This window comes from Sulfuricurvum sp., assembly GCF_049587615.1.
In the GTDB taxonomy this organism is placed as follows: Bacteria; Campylobacterota; Campylobacteria; order Campylobacterales; family Sulfurimonadaceae; genus Sulfuricurvum.
Map to the genome: position 1 here is coordinate 42,110 of NZ_JBAVEF010000022.1, position 21,951 is coordinate 64,060.

Annotated in this window: 23 protein-coding genes; 20 read left to right on the forward strand and 3 right to left on the reverse strand. The window is 48.1% G+C overall.

Annotated elements, in window-relative coordinates; genetic code table 11:
* Positions 1-106 precede the first annotated feature (106 nt).
* From WB308_RS04185 to WB308_RS04275, 19 genes are all read left to right on the forward strand, one after another.
* Entirely contained in the window at positions 107-1,699 is a 1,593-nt protein-coding gene (locus WB308_RS04185) for a PAS domain-containing sensor histidine kinase (RefSeq protein WP_424189306.1), read from the forward strand.
* Positions 1,687-3,111 (forward strand): response regulator, encoded by a 1,425-nt coding sequence (locus WB308_RS04190; RefSeq protein WP_424189308.1) that lies wholly within the window; start codon positions 1,687-1,689, stop codon positions 3,109-3,111. The genes WB308_RS04185 and WB308_RS04190 overlap by 13 nt, the downstream gene beginning before the upstream one ends.
* A gap of 179 nt (positions 3,112-3,290) precedes the next feature.
* Positions 3,291-3,677 (forward strand): response regulator, encoded by a 387-nt coding sequence (locus tag WB308_RS04195; RefSeq protein WP_424189310.1) that lies wholly within the window; start codon positions 3,291-3,293, stop codon positions 3,675-3,677.
* Between the two features lie 2 nt (positions 3,678-3,679).
* Positions 3,680-4,177, forward strand: a complete 498-nt coding sequence (locus tag WB308_RS04200; RefSeq protein WP_424189312.1) for a chemotaxis protein CheW — start codon at positions 3,680-3,682, stop codon at positions 4,175-4,177.
* 2 nt (positions 4,178-4,179) lie between these two features.
* Positions 4,180-5,823 (forward strand): methyl-accepting chemotaxis protein, encoded by a 1,644-nt coding sequence (locus WB308_RS04205; RefSeq protein ID WP_424189314.1) that lies wholly within the window; start codon positions 4,180-4,182, stop codon positions 5,821-5,823.
* Position 5,824: 1 nt separating this feature from the next.
* A complete protein-coding gene (locus tag WB308_RS04210) occupies positions 5,825-6,088 on the forward strand; it encodes a hypothetical protein (protein WP_424189316.1) in 264 nt (87 codons plus the stop codon).
* Entirely contained in the window at positions 6,081-8,186 is a 2,106-nt protein-coding gene (locus WB308_RS04215; protein WP_424189318.1) for a chemotaxis protein CheA, read from the forward strand. Before WB308_RS04210 ends, WB308_RS04215 begins: the two co-directional genes overlap by 8 nt.
* Positions 8,173-8,997 (forward strand): CheR family methyltransferase, encoded by an 825-nt coding sequence (locus WB308_RS04220; protein ID WP_424189320.1) that lies wholly within the window; start codon positions 8,173-8,175, stop codon positions 8,995-8,997. Before WB308_RS04215 ends, WB308_RS04220 begins: the two co-directional genes overlap by 14 nt.
* Positions 8,998-9,032: 35 nt before the next feature.
* Positions 9,033-10,394: a PAS domain-containing protein gene (locus tag WB308_RS04225; RefSeq protein ID WP_424189322.1), complete on the forward strand. Its 1,362-nt coding sequence runs from the start codon at positions 9,033-9,035 to the stop codon at positions 10,392-10,394.
* Positions 10,384-11,223, forward strand: a complete 840-nt coding sequence (locus WB308_RS04230; protein WP_424189324.1) for a sensor histidine kinase — start codon at positions 10,384-10,386, stop codon at positions 11,221-11,223. Before WB308_RS04225 ends, WB308_RS04230 begins: the two co-directional genes overlap by 11 nt.
* Positions 11,223-11,705, forward strand: coding sequence for a chemotaxis protein CheD (locus WB308_RS04235; RefSeq protein WP_424189326.1), 483 nt, complete (start codon positions 11,223-11,225; stop codon positions 11,703-11,705). The genes WB308_RS04230 and WB308_RS04235 overlap by 1 nt, the downstream gene beginning before the upstream one ends.
* Positions 11,706-11,708: 3 nt before the next feature.
* On the forward strand, positions 11,709-12,731 hold the full coding sequence (locus WB308_RS04240; protein ID WP_424189328.1) for a protein-glutamate methylesterase/protein-glutamine glutaminase: 1,023 nt from the start codon (positions 11,709-11,711) through the stop codon (positions 12,729-12,731).
* A gap of 191 nt (positions 12,732-12,922) precedes the next feature.
* Positions 12,923-13,918: a hypothetical protein gene (locus tag WB308_RS04245; RefSeq protein ID WP_424189330.1), complete on the forward strand. Its 996-nt coding sequence runs from the start codon at positions 12,923-12,925 to the stop codon at positions 13,916-13,918.
* Positions 13,919-14,213: 295 nt separating this feature from the next.
* On the forward strand, positions 14,214-14,672 hold the full coding sequence (locus WB308_RS04250; protein ID WP_424189332.1) for a hypothetical protein: 459 nt from the start codon (positions 14,214-14,216) through the stop codon (positions 14,670-14,672).
* A complete protein-coding gene (locus tag WB308_RS04255; protein ID WP_424189334.1) occupies positions 14,669-15,748 on the forward strand; it encodes an ABC transporter permease in 1,080 nt (359 codons plus the stop codon). Before WB308_RS04250 ends, WB308_RS04255 begins: the two co-directional genes overlap by 4 nt.
* Positions 15,745-16,380 carry an ABC transporter ATP-binding protein gene (locus WB308_RS04260; protein ID WP_424189336.1) on the forward strand — a complete coding sequence of 212 codons (636 nt, stop codon included), beginning with the start codon at positions 15,745-15,747 and terminating at the stop codon, positions 16,378-16,380. The genes WB308_RS04255 and WB308_RS04260 overlap by 4 nt, the downstream gene beginning before the upstream one ends.
* Positions 16,355-17,899 carry a hypothetical protein gene (locus WB308_RS04265; RefSeq protein ID WP_424189338.1) on the forward strand — a complete coding sequence of 515 codons (1,545 nt, stop codon included), beginning with the start codon at positions 16,355-16,357 and terminating at the stop codon, positions 17,897-17,899. Before WB308_RS04260 ends, WB308_RS04265 begins: the two co-directional genes overlap by 26 nt.
* Positions 17,896-18,849 (forward strand): hypothetical protein, encoded by a 954-nt coding sequence (locus WB308_RS04270; RefSeq protein ID WP_424189340.1) that lies wholly within the window; start codon positions 17,896-17,898, stop codon positions 18,847-18,849. The genes WB308_RS04265 and WB308_RS04270 overlap by 4 nt, the downstream gene beginning before the upstream one ends.
* Positions 18,846-19,376: a YceI family protein gene (locus tag WB308_RS04275; RefSeq protein WP_424189342.1), complete on the forward strand. Its 531-nt coding sequence runs from the start codon at positions 18,846-18,848 to the stop codon at positions 19,374-19,376. The genes WB308_RS04270 and WB308_RS04275 overlap by 4 nt, the downstream gene beginning before the upstream one ends.
* Here the strand turns inward: WB308_RS04275 and WB308_RS04280 are convergent.
* Together WB308_RS04280 and WB308_RS04285 are read right to left on the reverse strand one after the other, a co-directional pair.
* Positions 19,337-20,248: an MBL fold metallo-hydrolase gene (locus WB308_RS04280; protein ID WP_424189344.1), complete on the reverse strand. Its 912-nt coding sequence runs from the start codon at positions 20,246-20,248 to the stop codon at positions 19,337-19,339. The two genes, WB308_RS04275 and WB308_RS04280, sit on opposite strands and share 40 nt — an antisense overlap.
* 5 nt (positions 20,249-20,253) lie before the next feature.
* A complete protein-coding gene (locus WB308_RS04285; protein WP_424189346.1) occupies positions 20,254-20,484 on the reverse strand; it encodes a CDGSH iron-sulfur domain-containing protein in 231 nt (76 codons plus the stop codon).
* Positions 20,485-20,586: 102 nt separating this feature from the next.
* Between WB308_RS04285 and WB308_RS04290 the strand changes: the two genes are divergently transcribed.
* Positions 20,587-21,474: an AEC family transporter gene (locus WB308_RS04290; protein ID WP_424189348.1), complete on the forward strand. Its 888-nt coding sequence runs from the start codon at positions 20,587-20,589 to the stop codon at positions 21,472-21,474.
* Between the two features lie 28 nt (positions 21,475-21,502).
* Here the strand turns inward: WB308_RS04290 and WB308_RS04295 are convergent.
* On the reverse strand, positions 21,503-21,951 hold a 449-nt coding region (locus tag WB308_RS04295; protein WP_424189350.1), incomplete at its 5' end, for a FliG C-terminal domain-containing protein.

Genomic DNA, 21,951 nt, shown 5'->3' on the forward strand with positions numbered 1-21,951 from the left:
TTTTGGAATTAAAAGGGTCTATGAAAGAGGTGGATGAAATGCATAATTAAAACATAAGCAAAGGAGATTACAATAGTGTGACGAATAAGTGAGTTTAGGAGAATGCATGCAAGGTGACATGCCGGCACAGACGCTTAAAATGCAGATCAAACAGCGTCTGCGCGAGAACGATCCTACGTTTCGTTATTATAAATCTTTATTTAATTTTACCTCCGATCTGATCGCCGTTACCGATGGCGATTCGATCATAGACGCCAACGCCGCGTTTAGTGAATTTTTCGCCGCTCAAGGGATGGATGTTTTTGATCCGGGTTTCTCCCTCTCCAACATTTTTCAAAAAATCGATAAATACGGATACGTTTATGACGGGTATGAAATGCGCCGGTGGTTTGATACGATCCTTCGCAAAGAGAAATACCATTATCGTGTCGCCGTAGAGGGGCGTGAGAGTCTGTTTCATTTTAATGTATCAGTTCAGCATTTGGAACCGGCAAACAATATTTTCGTGATAACGTTGACCGACATTACGGAGATGATGGGGTATAAATCCGCGCTAGAAGAGAGTTTCCGAACCAGTATCGAAGACAAAGAAGAGGCTCAGTATTTATTGCAGCAGTACGATCGGGCTATTGACGTCTCGAATCTCGTATCCAAGAGTAATTTGGACGGGACCTTGACTTATGTCAATGACGCTTTTTGCGAAGCGTTAAACTATACCCGTGATGAGCTTATCGGTGATAATATTCTCATTCTCTGTGCTCCGGATCAGGATGATTTACGTTATGAGTCTATCTGGGAGACCATCGTGAAAGGGAATATTTGGAAAGGGGTTCTCCAAAACGTCGATAAAGAGGGGGATGTTCACCATTTTGATACGACGGTTGTCCCGATTAAAGATCAGCGTGGAGAAGTTGTCGAGTATTTGTCGGTACGACGGGATATTACCGAAATGGTAAGGGCAAAAGAAGAAGCGATTCAAACTCTGGAGTCCAAAACCAAATTTTTTGATCAGGTATCGCATGAGCTCCGTACCCCTCTCAATGCGATTGTCAATTTTACCGATTTGGCGTTGGAAAATTTCGACGAAATTCTGGAGGATGAGGGGAATCGGGATTTGGTTCGGATGTACATGGAGAGAGTCTATAAAAACTCTCAAAATCTTTTGTCCTTGATTAACTCTCTGCTTGATATGGCCAAACTCAAATCAGGCAAAGAGACCTTTGCTATCGAGCCGTATAATGCGGCCTCTTTAGTACAGGAGGCGTATGAGAGTTGTTCAAGTTTAAACAAAAACAGCCATATAGACTACAGGTCTAAGATAAAAATAAATAATATATGGATACAGTGTGATCCCTTAAAATTTAAACAAATTTTGACGAATCTTATCTCCAATGCCTTTAAATTTACACCGGATGGATTTATCGAAGTTCGGGTGAGTGAAGAGGGTGATGTGTGCTGCATTGAGGTCGAAGACAGCGGGATCGGGATTCCGAGTGAAAAACTCTCCCGTATCTTTGAACCTTTTGAGCAAGTCAGATCCAATGATCACGGGACAGGGCTGGGACTGAGCATTGTAAAAGAGTATGCGCAGGCTATGGGATTTGCATTAAGTGTACGTTCAGAAAAGGGAAGCGGGAGCTGTTTTTCCCTTAAAACGAAAAAACTTGCCATGAAAGAGGAGTCGGAATGGGTAATATAAGATTACTGATCGTAGACGATGTCGAAGATAATCGGCTGGTTCTCAAAGCGATTTGCCGCAAAATAGAGGGATTTGAGATCGCAGAAGCCGAAGATGGGCTGGAAGCGGTTGCCAAAACGGCCTCCTGGTCCCCCCATATTATTTTAATGGATGTTATGATGCCTCAGATGGATGGGTTTGAGGCATCCAAAATCATTAAAAGCAATTATCCTGAAACCATTATCATGGCGGTAACCGCCGTGATGGATACGCAGATGGAAGAGAAAATGACCTCTATCGGCGTTGCGGCCTACATTCGCAAACCCATCGATAAAGATCTTATCCGATTTAAACTGGAAAATTTTGCCGCACTGCTTCGTGCAAAAAAGGGGAAATTTAAAAGACTCTCCAAAAAAGAAGCACTGAACCCTTTTTGTGCCGATATCCGCCATTTTAAAACGGTTTTTGATATTTGTGATTCGGATGCGATGATGGATTTCGGTATGTGGGTACTTGCCCGGTGCGAGGAGAAATGGGCGACATCGTGCACGAAAGTCGACGGCGTAATCGAACTTTATTATGAGCTGATGCGTCAGGGAAAACGCAACGCAGAACCGCTGAGTATTATTATCGAAGAGAGTTTTGAAGAGATATTTGTGACGATAAAATTTGAGAAAAGGGTTGAGCTGAAGCCCAAAGCAACCACTCTGATCCAAGAGTTGGGAGCAGACTGCATAGTGCAGGAAAATTTGGTGTGTGTCCGTCTGGGGATGAGTAAAGAGGTGGTAAATGCTCCACAAAAGAGGGCAGTTTTGGAAGCGAAAACCGCCCTTCCGGTCATCGAAACCCCGGCTCCTCCGAGCGCAATGGCGGTGCATGAGGTCATCAAAGAGCTAAAAGAGACGCGCATCGTTCATTCCGAAGAAAAAGAGATGCTGCGCCAAAGCTTCGTCCATAAAACGACGGCCATTGAGTACGTTCGTGATATCGGCGGGGATGTCCTCGATGAGATTCGTGATTTGGAGAGCCTCAATGAAGAGTGGGAAGAAAAACTTCGAATATTGGAGGAAGAGCATACCGTCCAAAACCTCCGCAATTTTGTAGATGGAGCATTGGGCGTTTATGTCCATGCGATCAATAATTTGGTGGAATTTACCGCACTCGGCTACGCCCTCTCCTCCCTGGGGGCATTTTTAAAAGAGAATGCGAAGGCAATCATCGATGATCCTGTCACGTTAAAAAAGACGGTCATGCTGATGGAACATCTGGGTTCGGATCTCGTGTCGTGGAGGGAACATATTTTCAATCTGCAAGATACCGCAGACATCCATTATCTGGACAGTTCGTTTTTCAGTTCCTGCATGCAGATCGAAGGGATTATCGGCAATAAGGAGCTAGAGGTAGAAGATGATAATGATATGGAATTTTTTTAAGATACTGATATGATACACCCAAATAAGCAAAGCTCATTTGGGTGGCAAGGACACGCGTGTCCTTTGCAATCCCCTAAAGTTTCCCGTATCTTTCGGATACGGGAGAAAAACTGCTATCAACGCACCTTTGAATACAATGTGTGTAAGATCAGTTAAAAACATATTAAAGGAGACAAATAATGGCAAAAAGAGTGATTATTGTGGATGATTCAAGGGCGGTTGTTGCAACGGCGGAGTTGGCACTCGATGAGATGATCGGAAGTGGTGTGATCGAATTTAAATCGTATTTGAACCCGTTGGAACTGTTGGGGGCGCTGCAAGCGGGAAATGAGAATTTTGACTTGCTGATCAGCGACGTCAATATGCCGGAAATGAACGGTCTTGATTTGGCACGTGCTATTAAAGCGGACGATCGATATAAAACGAAGCCGATCATCATCCTTACGACGGAGAGCTCTGAACAGATGAAAATGGCAGGCAAAGAGATCGGAGTGACGGGATGGATGGTTAAACCGTTCAGTGATGACAAGCTGGTTAAATCACTTAAAATGGTGTTGGGAGTCTAAATATGGAACAAAACACGACCCAATCCAGACGGGAACGCTACCTGACGTTCTTTTTGGGTGACGAACAATACGGTATAGCGATTGATCGGATCAAAGAGATTATTGCGATGATGAAGGTGACCCAGGTTCCTAAAACCCCCCACTATATGCGAGGGGTGATCAATCTGCGCGGCTCAATCATCCCGATCGTCGATACGCGGCTCCGTTTCGGAATGGAGATTCGAGAGCCCGATATGCACACGGCGATTATTATTGTCGAGGTGGAAAAAGTGAACGTCGGCTTTATCGTCGATCGGGTCGAAGAGGTGGCATCGATCGATTCGGCACACTTGAGCGAACCGCCGAAGTTCGGGAGTCATATCGATACCGATTTTATCTGCTCCATGGCGCAGATTGAGGAGAACGTGGTGATGATTTTGGATGTTTTGAAGCTTTTCGAAGCGGATGAACTTTTGAGTTTGGAACAAATACAGCAAAAACAGATAAGTGAGGGAGAGTAACGATGAATTGGTTGGAAAACATGGTATTGCAAAGCAAGTTGATTTTGTTGACCGCAGTTATGATGATCGCTTTAGGTGTTCTCGGGTATTTGGGATATGACTCGACCCAAAAATGGGAGCGTGGAATGAACGAAGTTGGGGGTGTGAGAGTCCCTTCGATTGTCGGAATCATGGATATGCGGGTTGGTATTAATCAGGTGGTTATCCAGCAAAATCGGGTTCGCGCCCTTAAAGACGATCCGAAAATGCACGATAAGCTTCAAGATGCTGTAGAGCGGATCAATAAAGGGTTCGAGCGGTATGAAAAAGGGTATAAGCTCTATGCACCTCTCCCTCAAACTCCTGAAGAGGCAATGGAGTGGAAAAAATATGAAGAACAAATGGGCAAATGGCAGGAGATGAGCAAACAGTTTTTAACCAACACCCTTATTCCTCTTTCAAACAATACCGATCCTGCAATGATAGAGGTCTATTTTGCTCAAATGACCCAGTTTGTTGAAGAAAGCCGTGCGCCTCGTTCAGCGGCGTTAGAGAGCATGGATAAAATTGCGCAGATCAACATCGATATTGCAAATCAAGAGGTGAAAAAAGCGACCGAAGAGTCTGCGGCGGCTGTCCAAATGACAATGACCATTGTGGCAATCGCTTTTGCTCTTGCCCTTATGTTGTCGATAGTGATTATCCGATCGATCACCCGGGCTATTACCGCGAGTGTCACTTCGATCCGTGACGGAGCGATGCAGATCACGTCGGCCTCTGACCAGGTAGCTGCATCCTCTTCATCATTGGCGCAAGGGGCGAGTGAGCAGGCAAGCAGCGTCGAAGAGGTGAGTGCGACCTTGGAAGAGTCCACTGCCATCAATACCCAAAACACCGATAACGCACGCCAAGCCGATATTTTGGCGAAAAATGCGAACGATGCGGCCCGTACCGGATACGAAAAGGGGGAACAGCTTTCCCATTCGATGCACGCGATCACCGAATCGGCGGCGAAAATTTCCGGGATCATTAAAACCATCGATCAAATCGCATTCCAAACGAATCTTTTGGCGTTGAATGCGGCGGTTGAAGCGGCGCGCGCGGGTGAACACGGTCTAGGCTTTGCCGTTGTTGCGGATGAGGTGCGTAATTTGGCACAGCGTGCCGCCTCTGCGGCCAAAGAGACCTCTGATATCATCGAAGAGGTTGTAGGACAGATCAAAGAGGGGAATCAAATTGCCCTCGCTACCCACACTTCGTTCCAAGAGATCGTCGAGCAATCGAAAAAAGTTTCCGATTTGATCGGTGAAATCGCTATTGCCGGAAAAGAGCAAGCCGAAGGGATGGCACAGATCAATCAGGCGATGGGTCAGGTCGATCAGGTAACGCAGCAAGTTGCCGCAAACTCCGAAGAAGCCGCGGCTGCCGCCGAAGAGCTAAACGCGCAAGCCACCTCGATGATGGAAACGGTCCGTGTTCTGGCAAAAATGGTCGGGATGGAAAATGATGCTCCCTCGGCGGTTGTAAAGAAAAAGCAGCTCCACTCTTTGGAAATCAAAGCGCCGCCGGCTCCTCGCAGAAGCGTTCCCGTCTCTCAGAGCAGAGGAACTCCGGCAAAAGCCAGCGAGATTTTTCCTCTGCATGAGGACGATTTGAAAGAGTTCTAAGATGGAATTCGACGGTGATGTCCTCACCATTGGGGCGGAATTATCGATGGAAGATATACGGGAGTTTGAGCAGTTTATTCGTCCCCGTCTGGAGTATATAGAAACCATCGCCATTGAAGCGGGGGGAATACTGCAAAGCAGTGCCCTTATAGCACTGTTGGTGAGTTTGAAACGGACGCGTCCGGAGTTGAATATCCCGTTTTTAGAACGGGGAATGACGACGTCCGGTGCGTATGGAACCCTGCATTGGATGTGTCATGACTAAACAAGAACAGGTCAAAGCGATTTTTATCGAAGAGGCGGGGGAGATTATCGAAAAACTCGATGTCGATATTCTCCGTTTTGAAGAGAATTCGGCCGATTTCAATCTGTTGAACGAAATCTTTCGGGGCGTGCATACCTTAAAAGGGAATGCTAACGCCTTCGGCTTTACCCGTTTGGGAGAGTTTGTTCACCATTTCGAAGACGTACTCGATCACTATCGCAGTACCCAGGAAGATATTGAAGAGCACCATCTCGAACTCTTCGTCGGAAGTGTCGACATTATTAAAGAGGTAATGACGTGCGAACTCGATGCCCTTCCGGAGCTTCCTTCGGAATACGGGGGGTGTTTGGATCGGATCAAAAAACTGATCGCTTCGAAAAAAAATCTGCCGATAGAGGATCTCCTAGAGGAGGCGTGCGGATCGTTGAATGATCTTGCGTCTGAGTTTGGGTTGAGCTGTACGGAACACTTTGAGAATAACGTGGTTAATACGCTTCAGCTCTATCAAGCCTCTCAGACCGAGGGATTGAGCCTTTACCGAATCGATTTAATGCTGGATGCCGACGCCTACAAACGGGGGTTCGATCATCTCCTTTTTCTCAAGCTCTTGGGGGAAAAAGCGGCATCGATGAAGAGCTTTTTCGATATGGAAGCGGTTCCGCCGCTGGGGCAATTTGCCTGCGATGAGAATGCGATTCGACGGGTCTCTACGATCGTATTAACCTCCCAAACGGAGGAAGAGGTTCGTGAAAATTTTGAGTTTTTATTTGATCATGAATATCGGGTTTCCCGGGTTGAGCCGGTTGCGGCTGCTGCAGTCCGGGAGAGCGCGAGTGATGTCGAAAAAACACAGGAGATTGTTAAAACAGCTTCCAAAGTATCCTCTGAGAATACATCGGCAAGTGCAAATTCGGCAAAATCGACGATCCGTATCGATACCTTTAAACTCGATGAACTGTTCGATTCGGTCGGTGAACTTGTCATTGCCCAAAACTTTATCGCCCAGAATGAAAAGATTCGCGCCATAGAAGACGAATCGATCAGCCGGACGATTGAGACCCTCTCAAAGATCACCAAACGGATTCAGGATCGGGTCATGAGTTTGCGAATGGTCGCAATCCGCGATACGTTTGATAAAATGAAACGGGTAGTTCGGGATACCTCGAAAAAAACGGGGAAAGAACTTCGCTTGAATATACAGGGGGAAGAGACGGAGATCGATAAAACGATGATCGACAGCCTCTCCGACCCGCTGATCCATATTATCCGCAATGCGATTGATCACGGTCTCGAAGCGGATGCGGAAGAGCGTGTGAACGCAGGAAAAAAGGTCGAGGGGACGATTACATTACGCGCCTACCACAAAAGCGGCAGCATCGTCATCAGCGTCAGCGATGACGGTCGCGGTATCAACAAAGAGAAAGTGTTCCGCAAAGCGATAGAGCGGGGGATCATCACGGGAGATGAAAATCTCACCGACAGCCAAATCTTCGGCCTCATCATGCAGCCGGGATTCTCAACCGCCGACACGATCAGCGATCTCTCGGGGCGCGGGGTAGGGCTCGATGTCGTGAAAACCTCGATCGAGAAACTGCGAGGGAAGATCGAGATCGAATCACGCGAAGGGGAGGGGACGACGTTTTCGATGGTCCTCCCTCTGACGTTGGCCATTATCGACGGGATGCTCGTACAAGCCTCAGGAGAGATCTATATCATCCCGACGCTGAGTGTCGTCGAATCGTTCCGCCCCGAGCGGGAAATTGTCCACGCCCTCAAAGAAAAAGGGGAATTTGTCAGCATGCGCGGACAGCATATCCCCGTGATTCGCCTGAGCGATGTGTTTGATCTTCCGGTTAGCGAGCGCCTGGAGCCGTGGGAAGGGATTCTCGTCTGTGTCGAAACGGAAGCGGGACGAATCGCCATCATGGTCGATGAACTGGTCGGGCGTCAGCAAGTGGTTATTAAACCTCTGGGCAAAGCACTTGCCCGTCTCAAAGAGATCACCGGGGGAGCGATCCTGGGGAGCGGCGATATTGCATTGATCCTCAACGTCGATGAGCTGCGCCCATTGATCGAGGCATCTCATGGTGGAAATTGAGCTTAAACCCGAAGAATTTGCCCTTTTCCGTCGGTATATCTATGAAAAAGTAGGCATTTCTCTTTCGGATCAGAAAAGCACCCTTGTCAAAGGGCGGCTGAATAAGCGGCTTAATCAATTGGGATTGGATTCTTTTCGGGCCTATTATGATTACCTTGTGCACGATATGAGCGGGGAAGAGCTCGCCTTGTTCGTCAGCGCCATCTCGACCAACGTCACCTCATTTTTTCGCGAGGGGGCGCAGTGGAAATGGCTGGAGAGCTATTTACCCGCACTTATCGCCTCAAAACGGGAGAAAAAGATCCGTATCTGGTCGGCAGGGTGCTCCAGCGGAGAAGAACCGTATACGATTTTGATGTTTTTACAACACCATTTGAGTGATTTCGAGAGCTGGGACATCAAGATCTTGGCAACCGATATCTCACCTAAGGTACTCTCCCATGCAATCGAGGGGAGTTATGAGGCTAAAAACGTCGAAGCGATGCCCAGAGAGATTATAGGGAAGTCATTTGAAAAAGTGCGTACCGAAAAGGGTATTCACTATCGGATTGCCTCTCATTTACGGGAAAAAGTGATGTTTCGACTCTATAACCTGGTGACCGATCCGTTTTTTTTCAAAAACCAATTCGATATGGTTTTTTGCCGCAACGTCATGATCTATTTCGACGATCCGACCCGTCATGAAGTGATTCGACGTTTTACGACGGTATTGCCCAAAGGTTCCCCCCTCTTTCTGGGGAGTTCGGAATCTTTGACCAGTCATCGCGATACGCTCAAGCTATTGGGCTCATCGATTTATCAACGATTATAAGGAATTGAGTGGAGAAGAATGAATACACCGTGACTTTGAAGGAAACTAAATTAAATAGCAATGAGCTTTTTTTCTCCATCACGAGCCACGACAGTACTATCCTCTCGGGGAATGACGTATTTGTCCGAATCAGCGGATATACGAAAGACGAACTGATCGGCAGTTTTCATAATATCGTTCGCCATCCGGATATGCCGAGAGTTATTTTTAAAACCTTATGGGATCATATAAAAGCCGGCAAACCGATTGTTGCCTACGTCAAAAATAAAACAAAAGAGGGGGGATATTACTGGGTTCTTGCTGCAGTTTTCCCTCTTAAAGAGCGATACGTTTCGATTCGGATCAAACCCGATACCAAAGTGTTTAGCGCTATCAGAGAACTCTACGTTAAACTTTTGATGGCTGAGAGCACAGGGGGGATGGACGAGAGCGAGAGGATAATGCCGGAGTTGTTGCGTGAAGTGGGATATGAAAGTTATGAGCACTTTATGGGGGATGCATTGCTATCTGAGCTTAAAGGGCGGCAAAACCTCAAATCACAATCGTGTATGAAAGCGGAAGATTTTGTCCTGGTACATCCGCAGTTGTCCCAGCTTAAATCGGCGCATACCCAGTGTGAAATATTACTGCAAGAGTATGATCGGTGGTTTGAAAAAATCGATTTTTTTGCCGACATAAAATCGATTTTCGAAGAGAAGGGGATGGCTCTGCGCTACCTCGCCCGTGATATCGTCAATTTATCGCTGAATACCTCGGTATCGTCGTATAAGGTAGCGAATGGAGGGGAGACGTTCGGTATTCTGGCGCGGGATATCCGCATCAATGCAAAAGAGAATGATGCCCTGATCCATCAGATCCACCAAACGATTGAAAAGCTCTCCAGTGCATTGAACGGGATAGTTTTTTTAGTCTCTGCTATTCGTTTGCAAATTGAGATGGTTACGTACGTGATCGATGAGGTATTGTGTAAGAACAGTGAAGTTCAGATGGTTGAAATGCGCGGGAATATTTGTGATCTGATTGCTTTGGTAATGGAGTATTCGGATAAAACAAAAGCATTGCAAGGGGAACTGAACGGGGAAATAAAAGAGGTTTTGGCCTATCTGGATCAGCTTGAAAAGCAGATGATGTATCTGGGATATGTTCAGGTATACGGGGTGATCGAGGCGGCGGGAAGTTCGGATGAGTCGGCACGGTTTGGAATTATATTTGCTCAGCTCAAAGCATTGATCGGTGAAACGGTTCAGGAGATCGCAACCATGCAGAAAATGGGGCAAAATTTTGACGGTGAAAATCGCTCACTGATGAAAAGGTCCGAGGAGAGTGTTGTGATTCTGGAACGTCTGCATGAGGAGATGGTGATGATCAAAGCAAGGGAAGAGAACCATGGAAAGTAAGCGTATGTATCACGAAGATGAGTGCGGTGAAAAATGTGAGGAAGTGGCTTTTTTAAGCCGTAAAATCCTCGATCTCAATAAGCAGCTCATCGAAAGCGAGAAAGCCAAATCACGATTTTTATCGCTGGTCGCCAGTGAACTGAATAACCCGATGACGGCACTTTTGGGATTGATCCCCCGTTTGGCGCCCCAAAACGATGAACGGCTGGAGGCGATACACTCTCTGGTGCATGAAGAGGCGTTGATCCTCGATTTTCGTATCCAAAATCTCGTTGCGGCCGCTGAGATCGAGAGCGGTGAGCGCAATATCACAAAAGCCCTGGTGGATCCCGTAGAGCTGGTCAATGAGGCAGCTGAGGCGTTAAAATACCCGTTGAAAGCGAAAAACATTCACCTCCTCATTGAGAACACGTTGGAGAAAAAAATCGTCACCGATCCCCAAAAACTCTATCTCATCCTCAAAAATATTTTGGCTAACGGCTGCTGTTACGGAAGAAGCGACGAAAAGCTCGAGGTGGGGATACACGAGAACGGCTTAACGGTTTGTATTACGGTCAAAAATCGCGGAGAAGGGCCGAATGTGGAGTACAAACCGCAGGTTTTTACCCGCTTTGCACACGGACCGGATGGGGGACACGGATTAGGAATAGGACTCAGTATCGTAAGAGAGCTGTGTGAACGGCTTGGCGGAAGCATCGACTATACGAGCGGGGATGATACCGTCACGTTCACCGTAACGCTTCCGTTCGAAACGCTCCTCTCCACTTCAGAAGCGTGCGGTTCAAATGAGTTTTTGTTTGAATCGTTTGATGACGCGATCGAACTCTGATGATTCAAGGGTGTTCCACGTTTATCCATGTGGGTCAGATTCACATCGACAGTGCACCGGGGGCGATTTCTACGGTTTTGGGATCGTGTGTCGCCGTCTGTTTGTATGATTCAAACCTGGGGATAGGAGGGATGAACCATTACCTCTTGCCGTTCTGGAACGGTAATGGTTTGCAATCCCCGAGGTTCGGGAACATAGCGATTCCAAAACTGATTGAAACGATGATGGCTAAGGGGTCGAGTTCTAAAACCCTTCAGGCCAAGATATTCGGCGGCGCGTCAATGAACATAAGCGGGTCGGAGGCGATGATGATCGGAGAGAAAAATATACTGGTGGCGCGGGAGATTCTAAAAGAGTACCGAATTTCGATTGTTGCCGAGGATATCGGGGGACAAAACGGCCGCAAGATTCAGTTTGATCTGGAACGGGGAAAAGTGCTCTTAAAATACGCGCAGCGCAGCGATATGATGAATGGGAGGTAAGGGATGGCGATACGGGTATTGATCGTTGATGACAGTGCTACGGCACGGGCTGTGCTCACGGAGATTCTTGCATCGGATCCGATGATCGAAGTAGTCGGGAGCGCATCGGATGCCTATATCGCCCGGGATAAAATCGTCGAATTACGTCCGGATGTGATTTGTTTGGATGTCGAAATGCCCCGGATGGACGGGATCACTTTTTTGAAGCGGCTGATGCATTATATGCCTATTCCCGTTATTATGGTTTCATCCTTGACCCAAAACGGCGCCAAAACAACCCTCGAAGCACTGGAAGCGGGAGCCGTCGATTTTGTCCCCAAGCCCCATTCGCATATTTATGACGGCAAAGAGGAGATGCGCGATGAACTCATCGCAAAAATCAAATCGGCGTCAAAAGCAAAAGTGCAACAACATGTACTGCGTGATTCCCTGCAGGCCAATACGACGTCACTCGCCGAAACAACCCATAAGATTCTCGCCATCGGAGCCTCGACGGGGGGAACCGAAGCGCTTAAAGATGTCCTGATGGGATTGCCCAGAAACGCTCCGGGAACCGTTATCGTTCAGCATATGCCCGCCAATTTTACGGCTCCCTTTGCCGAGCGGCTCAATTCGTTGTGTGCGATGGAGGTGCGTGAAGCCCGCAACGGCGATTCGATTACTCCGGGGGTTGTTTTGATTGCGCCGGGAGACTATCACATGGTGGTGCGCCGTTCGGGGGCACGCTATTACGTCGAGATCGGGAGCGGAGAGAAAGTTTCAGGACACAGACCCTCCGCCGATGTTTTACTCAACTCCGTCGCCAAAATTGCCGGGGCTAATGCGATCGGCGTTATCTTGACGGGGATGGGAGGAGACGGTGCCCGAGGTCTCTTATCGATGCGCAATGCGGGGGCACGAACCCTAGGGCAGGATGAAGCAAGCTGTGTCGTTTACGGCATGCCAAAAGTAGCGTATGACCTCGGTGCAGTCGAAAAACAACTGCCGTTACATAAAATAGCTGACGGAATTTTAGAACGCATCTAAATTATTGGCTAAAATAAAGTAAAATGGTAACGGGCATTTAGTAAAAATGTTCTAATCCCCCAAAAGAGGCTCCCATCCTAACATTCGACCATACCGTTATCCCTGAGGGCGATGCAGAACTCGGCGATAACCTTTTATATTACGACTATAACATTGATCATCTTCTCTCCCTGGAAGCGAAGGGATTGACAATGGAGGATGAAGGGTACATCAGTGCATTTCGCTCATTTGAGGGGGAAGTGTACGAGAACTATATCTACGAAAAACTCCTCCGTTATGCCGCCAATGAGCCCCGAATCAAAAGCTTTATCATCAAAGGGCCCCACAAACACCGAACCCGTGCGCAGAGCGATGCCCTCTCCGTGAGCTGGAAAGGGCAGATTATATACCGTGCCCGCCACAAAGAGATCGGTGAATTCGATGGGCTCCTTTTTACCGACAAAGAGCTTTATTTTGTCGAAATGACCCTGGTAAAATCGGTGAGCAATCTCAAAAAACGGCTCCGTAAAAAACGGGCATTGCTTGAAGTCCTTTTCCCCCGCTATAGCGTCAAAGCACTGCTGGTGTTGAACGAAGGGGCAACGGGAACGTCGGATCTCCCCTCTTATGCTTCGGTTTGGCTGACGAAACCCTACAGTGCCCGCCATATTTTGGATCGTCTGAGCTCCAAGTCTCCGCGTGCTCCGATGATCCGTGTCGAAAGCGCTAAAATTGCCCATGCCGAAGAGCTGAAAATTGCGGCCTTTAAATATTACAGTACCCTCTCCTGGATGGTACGCTCATTGCGGGGAAAAAGTCCGATTGATGTCGATTTTTTCCGTCGGGCGGCGACGCAGCGGTATCACGATATTTATACGAAAGTCTATGTGGGGTATCTTTCCGTCGAGGATTTCAAAACCCTTGCCCCGGATCTTTCGTGGAGCGGCAGTAACGCTTCGCGCGTCGTGGTTGCCATCGAAAAAGATCATTCGGGTGGTTATTTCCTCACCTATTTTATCCGTCACAGCTCTAAAAAACTGGATAATGTCACCCTTGCTTCCGCGGGGAGCAAAGTGGCGAAAAAAGATCCTTTTGGAATCACCCTCACCGAGATGAATCATCTCGACAAGGTGATGGACGAGACTTTCGCACTCACCCTTCCTCAGCACGAGGAGCTTGGAGCGCTTTTAAGCAAACTGACCCATTAGGGTCGCTCCTCTGTACCGCATTTGCCTGCCGAAGATAAAAACCTCATTTTCATCAAAAATTCATCATCTACCGATATCCTTCGTAACACAATAGCCCGTTTACTCTTGATAGGTTACACTTTTGAAGGATTAAAAACTGACTTTATGCACTTAACTTGAAGAAGTGTGAAAAGAGAGTTTTTCTCCCATATCCGAAAGATATGGGTAGCTTGAGGGGGTTGTAGGGACAAATGTCCCTGCCACTTTGCAGGCTTTGCCAGCAAAGTGTGTAACATCAGATAAAAAAAGGAATTTTATGAAAAAAGTGATTGTTGCGTTGTTGGTTGCCGTGAGCGTTTGGGCGGCTCCGTATAATGTGGGGCAATCGGTCATGCCGCTGGATTTGAGTGATCAATTCGGCAAACGCGTTACCCTCACAACGATGCCAAAAACGTTGATTATGGCATTCGAAAAAAAGACGGCGGCTACGGTTAACGAGTATCTTGCTGCTCAGGATAGAGGGTATTTGGCTAAAAATAAAGCGGCTTTTGTCGCCGATATCAGCCAAATGCCGAAATTTATCGCCGAAACCTTTGCATTGCCGAAAATGCGTAACTATACTCATACGATTTTACTGATTCAGGATGAAGAGGAGGGGCTTAAGTTCCCGTATCAGGAAGAGAAGATCACCGTTATGAAATTTCGGGAGAATATTATTACCGCCATTGAGTTTATCTCGACAGCCGAAGACGTTAAAAAAGCGATTGAGCAGTGATTACACCGCTCAAAGCACTGCGTAAAAACCGGTTTAAAACCGCCCTTATCTTCATCAGCATGACCGTATCGATCGCCGCTATTTTTCTCATCAGCGCCATCTCAGGAGGAATTGTGAGCATGTACAGCACGATGCTCAAAACCGATGGGGACATTATTGTTACTCAAAAAGGGATTGCCGATACCTTTTTTAGTGACATTAACCGTTCTTTGAGCGCTTCGATTGAACATATCGACGGAGTGAAAGAGAGCAGTATCCTTATTTTAGGGGCTGCCCCCGTTGACCCGCTGCCGATTGTCGGCATTTACGGGGTGAGTGAGAACCGCTACAAAAGCTATACGCTGACAAAAGGCGGCTATCCGGTGTCGGGTGAAGTGATGCTGGGGTCTAAAATCTATGAGACGCTCAACCATCCCGAAAAAATTGTCCTCTCTAAAAAAACGTTTGCGGTGAGCGGAGTGTTTAAAAGCCGCATCGGATTTGAAGACGGCGGAGTAGTGATGAGCCTCTCGGATGCGGGGAACGTGTTTCACAAAAGTGCTTCGATCTTTTTGATCAGCCTGAGAGATTTGGGTAAAAGCGATGAGATCGTCGCAAAAATCAATCAATTGAGCTCTGACATCGAGGCAAAAACAACGGAGAGTTTTATCGACTCCTACAATCAGTTCAAGATTATCCAAACCAGTTCGGGCGTGATTGCCGCCTTGGCCTTTTTAATGGGGATATTGGGGATTGTGAGCATGATGAGTATGGTAGTAAACGACCGGAAAGGGGAGTTTGGGATTATGCGTTCCATCGGCCTCTCTTCGAGTACCATTATTTTGAAACTCCTGAGTGAGACGTTCATCATTGCGATTGCCGCCTATGCGGTTGCACTGGGGGGGTCGCTGGGGATATTGGAACTGATTGAGCATGCCGATAAATTCCAAGGCTACATCAACGGCGAGATAACGGCGACGTTGATGATCAATGTTTTTATCGTTTCGGTGACGATGGCCTTGATAGGGACATTCCTCCCCGCGATCTATGCCTCCCGCATCGATCCGATGAGTTTGATTCAGCGGGGCGGCGCATGAAAATCGAAGCCTTTGGTTTGGAACACTATTACGGGCATGAAAAAGTACTGGGCGGCATTGACCTCGTCATTGAACCCGGGAGCTTTACCGCCATTATCGGTGAGAGCGGGAGCGGAAAAACGACCCTTCTCTCCATACTCTCGACATTGTTGCAGCCCTCGAGCGGGAGTGTCCGCTATGAGGGCAAAACCTTTGGCGAGCTCGGAAATATCGATCGGTTTCGACGTCATCATATCGGGTTTGTCTTTCAGTTCCATTATTTGATCTCGTATCTGACGCTGAGGGAAAACGTCGCATTGGCGGCATTGGATTCGGCGTTGGTGGACCCGCTATTGGAGAATTTGGGGATTGGCCGTTTTGGGGGGCGTTACAGTGATGAGGTCTCCGGAGGGGAGCGTCAGCGTGCCGCCATCGCCCGTGCATTAATCAACCGTCCCTCGGTTGTCTTTGCCGATGAGCCGACGGGGAATCTGGACACGAAAAATGCTTTGGGGGTGTATGAACTTTTTAAGGAGTTCTCTCGTGAGGGGACCGGTTTTGTTGTGGCATCCCACGATAAAAAAATAGCCGATTATGCGGATAGCATCATTGAGATGGAGGATGGCATTGTTAAGCAGATTCATAAACGATGAGCTTCCTCTCGCACTGACATGGCTGATTATCGGACTCTTAGCCGGACTCGTATATGCGCTAGAAATAGTAGGATTGGATGGTTCACAGACACTTCTGTCTCCTGAACGTGCCCGCTCACTTCATATTTCCCAGATGCTGTACGGATTTTTCCCGTTGATCCTCTCCTTGTTGCCGTTTGCCCTGTTTCAAAAAGAGGGGGTATTGTCCGAAGTCGCGATAGGACATTTACGCCGCTATTTTGTCGTCTGGAACCTCTTTTTGCTCTTTATGTCTATGGCGCTCCTCTTCGGAAACATGCGGGGGTTGCCGTTTTACGATTTTCCCTATCAGCTCACTTTCCTCCTTGCTTTTAGCGGTCTTTTTTATCTTTTCGCCCTTGTCGATGCACTCCGCCGTTATGAGAAACGTCCCCTTTGGGTGAATGTATCGCTCCTCGTCGTCATCGCTGCCCCCATTGCCCTGATTATCCTGATGAACCCCGATTACGGCCAGGTCGAGCAAACTCTTGTCGGACCGCACGGGGACAACACGCTGGGGATGAGTTTTGCCTTGATTCCGATCTATTATCTCCTGATCAAACTGAGCGCGACGCGGGCATTCAAACCTGGCTGGCACGGGCTGTGGATTATCCCTCTTGCCGGCTATGCCGTGTCGCTCTTTATCCGCAATTTTTTTCATAGCCTCAGTTACGGTGAAGAGTGGTTTTTTCAGTATTTGACGTTGCTGTATCTGCCGTTATTGTGGGTGTGGCTGAGAGATGCTGGGGTCACGTTTAAAACTAACCCCTATCTGATCCTCTCGATTTGGGCGTTTGTGTTTGTCGATGTGCAGGGGAATTTTCTGTTTATCCCTGAAATCCGCGCATTGATCCACCGCAACGATTTGGTCGTGGGGCATGCCCATATCGCAATGGGGCTAGGGGTGGCGTTTATGGCCTTAGCGATTCTTCATCATCTTTTGCCGGAACGGTTTCGCCGCGTGTATGCGGTTATCTGGGCGGCGCTGATGGTTTTGATGGTGGTAGCCCTTAGCATAGCAGGGGTGATCGAAACGGGAGGATTCGGCGGAACGCCGGAGCCTTTCTTGATGATTCGTCCCTTTATCGGTGCTTTAATGCTTGGTATGGTTCTTTGGATGACCTACGAGCGGGTCCGTGTCCGTATCGACTCACCGTTGAAACTCTACCATTTGACCGGTTTGGTGAGCGATGCGGGGGGAGGGGTGATCCTCATCCTGGGAGGAGCCGCTCTTTTCGCGTTGTTGGGATTTGATTTTGGCGGGACGTATGAATACATCGTATTTGCTTTCATGATCGGAACGGGGCTGATGCACTGGTTTGGATTGCACCGTGATGCGGAGCGTTTTGCTGCTTTGAGTGCGACGGTGCGGGCACTATGCGCATCGGTATTCGCTGCTCTCTATATGGCGGGAACATTGGATGGAGTTGCCCTTTTGGTAGCCTTGTATGACGGAGCCTTTGCCCTTTGGTATTGGCTGGTGCTGCGAGGTAAAGAGTGAATTTTCTTGTCATTGTCCTCAGCTCACAGCTCCTTTATTACCTGCTCATTGCACAGACGGGGGTGGTCGGAGCGTTTGATTCGCATATTCACGATCTCTATACCCTTCCGATCGGAGGGATGATCGGGAGTTTGCTCAGTGCGTTTTGGCGTCATCAAAGGCTCAAGTTGGAGCTTTGTTTCGTATTCGGGATTCAGATGATGATCTCATGGTTTTACCCCAACTATTCGCTGGGGATGCTTCTGGTTCTGGGGTTTGTCGTAGGGTACACCACTCCGCTGCTTCTCTATATTTTCAGAACTCAGAGCACGTTGCAGCTCTCCCTCGGACTGGCGATATCGTATGCGGTAGGAACGGCCCTTTATACCTATCCGTTTGAAGAGCGCGGCATTATCGCCGTAATCCTTCCGCTGATTTCACTCACGGCTTTGCATTTTGCCCAGCTAAAAACGGCCCTTTCCCGTGAAAAGAAAACGTTTCACTGGCCGACATTGGGGGTGATGATGCTGTGGATCTTCACCGATTCGGCACTTTTTGAGACCCTTGCACGCTCAGGGGATAGGGATATTTGGAGTGAGTATACCCTCCTTATTATCACCTCTCATTTAGCGGGGGTCTACGCCGCGTTTCGTTACGGCGGTGAACTGATGAGCCAAAGCCGTCTTATTTGGATTCTGTTCGCTCTGAGCTACACCCTCTATTGGGTAAGGGAACCGATTCTGCTCGCGGTTGTCTATCCGATTGTCATCTCCTACTATAATGTTTTGGTATTTCACGCATTGATCCGTTTGGCGGACATACGGCTGATCGGATTGTCGATGGTGGGTGTCGGTTGGATTGCGGCATCTGCGGCTAACGCAATCGCATGGCAACATCAGCTTTGGATAGCTGCAGCAATTTTAGGACTTTCTGCCCTGGTGGTCCCATTTTATTTGAGGAGAATTACATGAAAAAAATAGTGAGTTTGGCAGCGGTTTTATTAGCTGCCTCTGCATTTGCGGGGAATTTGACCTTTGAATCGGGGAGCATTAGGGCGCATACCGAAGTATTCGGTGACAGCTCGATCGATCCGGTATTTAAAAAAGCGGTGTCGCATCTGAGTATGGAAGATTCTGTCACATCCCTGCGCGGGGTGATCGATGTCAATATCGTCGATTTTACCAGCGACAATAAAAAGCGAGACGCCAATATGTACGAGACGATGGAATCGGATAAATTTCCGAAAGCGTCGTTTGAAATCAAAGAAGTGCTCTCCAAAGGGGGAGAGAATGTTACCTTGAAAGGGATGATGAGCCTCCACGGAGTTACGAAAGCGATGAATTTTGAAGGGAGTGTGAGCGAAGAGGGGTCTAAGGTGCGTATTAAAGCCAAAAGCACGATGAAAATGTCCGATTTTGGAATCAACCCGCCGAAAATGGTATTTTTAACCGTACGCGATCAGGTTGATTTGAGTGTTGATATGGCGTTAAAACGGTAAATCTCTCCCACACGCAACGTCCGTGGATCAAACGGATAGGGTTTGGAACGGATGAGTTTTTCAAACCACTCGATCGGTTCATCGATCGGTTCGTCCGAGAGGGCAAACGTACCATAGTGGATCGGAATCACTGTTTTAGCCCCTAAATCGGTGGCAGCCCGAATCGCTTCGGGGGGGTTGAGGTGATTGTGTTTCATAATTTCTTCGGGACGATAAGCGCCGATCGGTAAAAAAGCTTCGTCAATGTCAAATTTTTTCCCGATTTCTTTAAAATGTTCTCCGTAGGCACTGTCTCCCGCATGGTAGAGGGTGTGAGCGCTGTTTTGGACGACATATCCTCCCCATAATACCTTATTGGTATCATAAGGGGTCCGTTTGCTCCAGTGTTTACTCGGGACCAGGGTGATGAAAAGCCCCCCTACCATGACCGATTCCCACCACTCCAGTTCAAAACACCGTTCCCGATCGATTTTCCCTTTGAGATAGCGCCAAAATCCTGCGGGTGCTACGATAATTATTTTCGGATTGTGTTGGAGAAGATACGTCACCGTGGCTTTGTCGTAGTGATCGTAATGGGCATGGGTGAGGAGGATAACATCGGCATTTAGCTCCTCTTTTGGGATAGGGAGGATACTGTGACGGCGGTAGAGGGGGATATCCCCCTCTACCGGATCGATGGCAACCGTTGTTTCGCCGAGTCGCAGCCAGAGGCTTGCATGCCCGAGCCAGAGCGTGTATTCGCCTTTCGGAAGTTTTTCGTGAAGTACGATAGGCAGAGCCGAAGACTCTGCACTACGTCGACGATAGACTTTGGAAAACTGCCATTTCAGTAGGGTCGTAAAGGATATTTTCGGGGAAGTATAGCGATGCATTGAACCTACTGTTGATGCGACCCGTCGCAGTAGGGTTTGCGACCTGAACGTCCGCAACGGCAGAGCCATTTATCGGTTTCTACTTCGACGGAAAATTTGATCGGCGTTTTGTCGGTTCCACTATGGCTTCCGTCACAAAACGGGAATGTTTTTGAAAGACCGCAGGTGCAGTACCAGTAGTCGGTATTGGCATCGAGGGATGCTTTCAGCGGTTCGTTGATGAACTTGGTCTCCATGATACACCTCCCTAGTGAGATTGCATAATTATGATTATAACGCTTTTAGAGAATTAAAAGGGGGTTCCGATTAGTATTCGGTTACAACAACGAAGGGTAAAGATGGAGCAGTTCGGTTTTATTATCGCTTTATTGATGCTGGGTGTTATGCTCCAACGGACCGATGCCCCTGCGGATATGGCGAAAAGTCTTAATTTTTTTGTCATCTATGTCTCGCTTCCGGCTACGGTGCTCCTTCAAGTCCCGAAAATTCATTTGGATCTCTCAGCTCTTGGGGTGATTCTTATTCCGTGGCTGTTGCTTCCGATTACGGCAGCCATTGTCCTCGCAATGACGAAAAATCATCCTCCCGAGGTTCGCGCGGCATTACTCCTCGTGATGCCGTTGGGGAATACCTCGTTTGTCGGGATTCCGATTGTTCAAACGCTGTTAGGTTCTAGCGCGATCCCTTATGTGTTGATGTACGATCAATTCGGGACGTTTTTGATCCTTTCTGTGTACGGCAGTGCCGTACTTGCACGTTATGAGACGGGACAGATCCATAAACGGCTGATTGTCAAAAAACTCTTTTTGTTTCCCCCTTTTTTGATGCTGTTAGTAGCCCTGGGATGGGGCGAAATGCCCTCGGGTATTACGCCGTATTTGCAGATACTCTCCTCAACCCTCGTTCCGGTTGCCTTGGTATCGGTAGGGTATTCTTTACGTTTCGGGGGAGATGTCGATTATCCGCTTTTCATAAAAGCATTGAGCCTCAAACTGATTGTGATGCCTTTTATCGCGTTTGGTATGTTATTCGCGATGGGAACCGATCCTTTGGCCCTTAAAACCGCCGTATTGGAATCGGGAATGCCTTCGATGATTACCGCCGGGGCTTTGGCCATTGCGTCGGGATTTGCCCCGGCACTCAGTGCGGCATTGGTGGGATACGGAATTCTTGTTGCGTTGGTGACGTTGCCGTTGATTGCGTATCTATTGGAGAGGGTTTATTAGGCGGGGAGATGGAATGTTCCCTCCGGGGTTATTCCAGCATCTCTTCCGATTCGCCCAGCTGCAATATCCCCTGTTCAGCCAATGCCTGAACCGCATCGACGATTTTTCGCTGGGCCCCTTCGACCTCTTTTACCTTTACCGCCCCTGCAAACTGCATCTCTTCGATAAAAGCATCTTTGGCCCGTTGAGACATGTTCGCATAGAATTTCTCTTTAAGCTCTTCAGGAGCACTTTTAAGCGCCAGCATAAGATCGTTTTTATCCACCGATTTGAGAATCTCGCGGATGCTGTTTCCATCCAGATTGACAATGTCTTCGAAGGTGAACATCATCTCTTTAATCGATGAGGCCAGTTCCTGATCCAACTGCTCGATTTGTGCCAGGGTTGTTTTGGATACTTTCGCACCCAAACGGTTAAAGACATCGGCAACCGATCTCGGTCCGCCCACTTCGACTTTATAACTGGCCAACGCTTCGA

Bases quoted from the DNA above. Each gene is read 5' to 3' on its own strand.
- WB308_RS04185 (WP_424189306.1), top strand. From the start codon at position 107: ATGCAAGGTGACATGCCGGCACAGACGCTTAAAATGCAGATCAAACAG.
- WB308_RS04190 (WP_424189308.1), top strand. From the start codon at position 1,687: ATGGGTAATATAAGATTACTGATCGTAGACGATGTCGAAGATAATCGG.
- WB308_RS04195 (WP_424189310.1), top strand. From the start codon at position 3,291: ATGGCAAAAAGAGTGATTATTGTGGATGATTCAAGGGCGGTTGTTGCA.
- WB308_RS04200 (WP_424189312.1), top strand. From the start codon at position 3,680: ATGGAACAAAACACGACCCAATCCAGACGGGAACGCTACCTGACGTTC.
- WB308_RS04205 (WP_424189314.1), top strand. From the start codon at position 4,180: ATGAATTGGTTGGAAAACATGGTATTGCAAAGCAAGTTGATTTTGTTG.
- WB308_RS04210 (WP_424189316.1), top strand. From the start codon at position 5,825: ATGGAATTCGACGGTGATGTCCTCACCATTGGGGCGGAATTATCGATG.
- WB308_RS04215 (WP_424189318.1), top strand. From the start codon at position 6,081: ATGACTAAACAAGAACAGGTCAAAGCGATTTTTATCGAAGAGGCGGGG.
- WB308_RS04220 (WP_424189320.1), top strand. From the start codon at position 8,173: ATGGTGGAAATTGAGCTTAAACCCGAAGAATTTGCCCTTTTCCGTCGG.
- WB308_RS04230 (WP_424189324.1), top strand. From the start codon at position 10,384: ATGGAAAGTAAGCGTATGTATCACGAAGATGAGTGCGGTGAAAAATGT.
- WB308_RS04235 (WP_424189326.1), top strand. From the start codon at position 11,223: ATGATTCAAGGGTGTTCCACGTTTATCCATGTGGGTCAGATTCACATC.
- WB308_RS04240 (WP_424189328.1), top strand. From the start codon at position 11,709: ATGGCGATACGGGTATTGATCGTTGATGACAGTGCTACGGCACGGGCT.
- WB308_RS04245 (WP_424189330.1), top strand. From the start codon at position 12,923: ATGGAGGATGAAGGGTACATCAGTGCATTTCGCTCATTTGAGGGGGAA.
- WB308_RS04250 (WP_424189332.1), top strand. From the start codon at position 14,214: ATGAAAAAAGTGATTGTTGCGTTGTTGGTTGCCGTGAGCGTTTGGGCG.
- WB308_RS04260 (WP_424189336.1), top strand. From the start codon at position 15,745: ATGAAAATCGAAGCCTTTGGTTTGGAACACTATTACGGGCATGAAAAA.
- WB308_RS04275 (WP_424189342.1), top strand. From the start codon at position 18,846: ATGAAAAAAATAGTGAGTTTGGCAGCGGTTTTATTAGCTGCCTCTGCA.
- WB308_RS04280 (WP_424189344.1), bottom strand. From the start codon at position 20,248: ATGCATCGCTATACTTCCCCGAAAATATCCTTTACGACCCTACTGAAA.
- WB308_RS04285 (WP_424189346.1), bottom strand. From the start codon at position 20,484: ATGGAGACCAAGTTCATCAACGAACCGCTGAAAGCATCCCTCGATGCC.
- WB308_RS04290 (WP_424189348.1), top strand. From the start codon at position 20,587: ATGGAGCAGTTCGGTTTTATTATCGCTTTATTGATGCTGGGTGTTATG.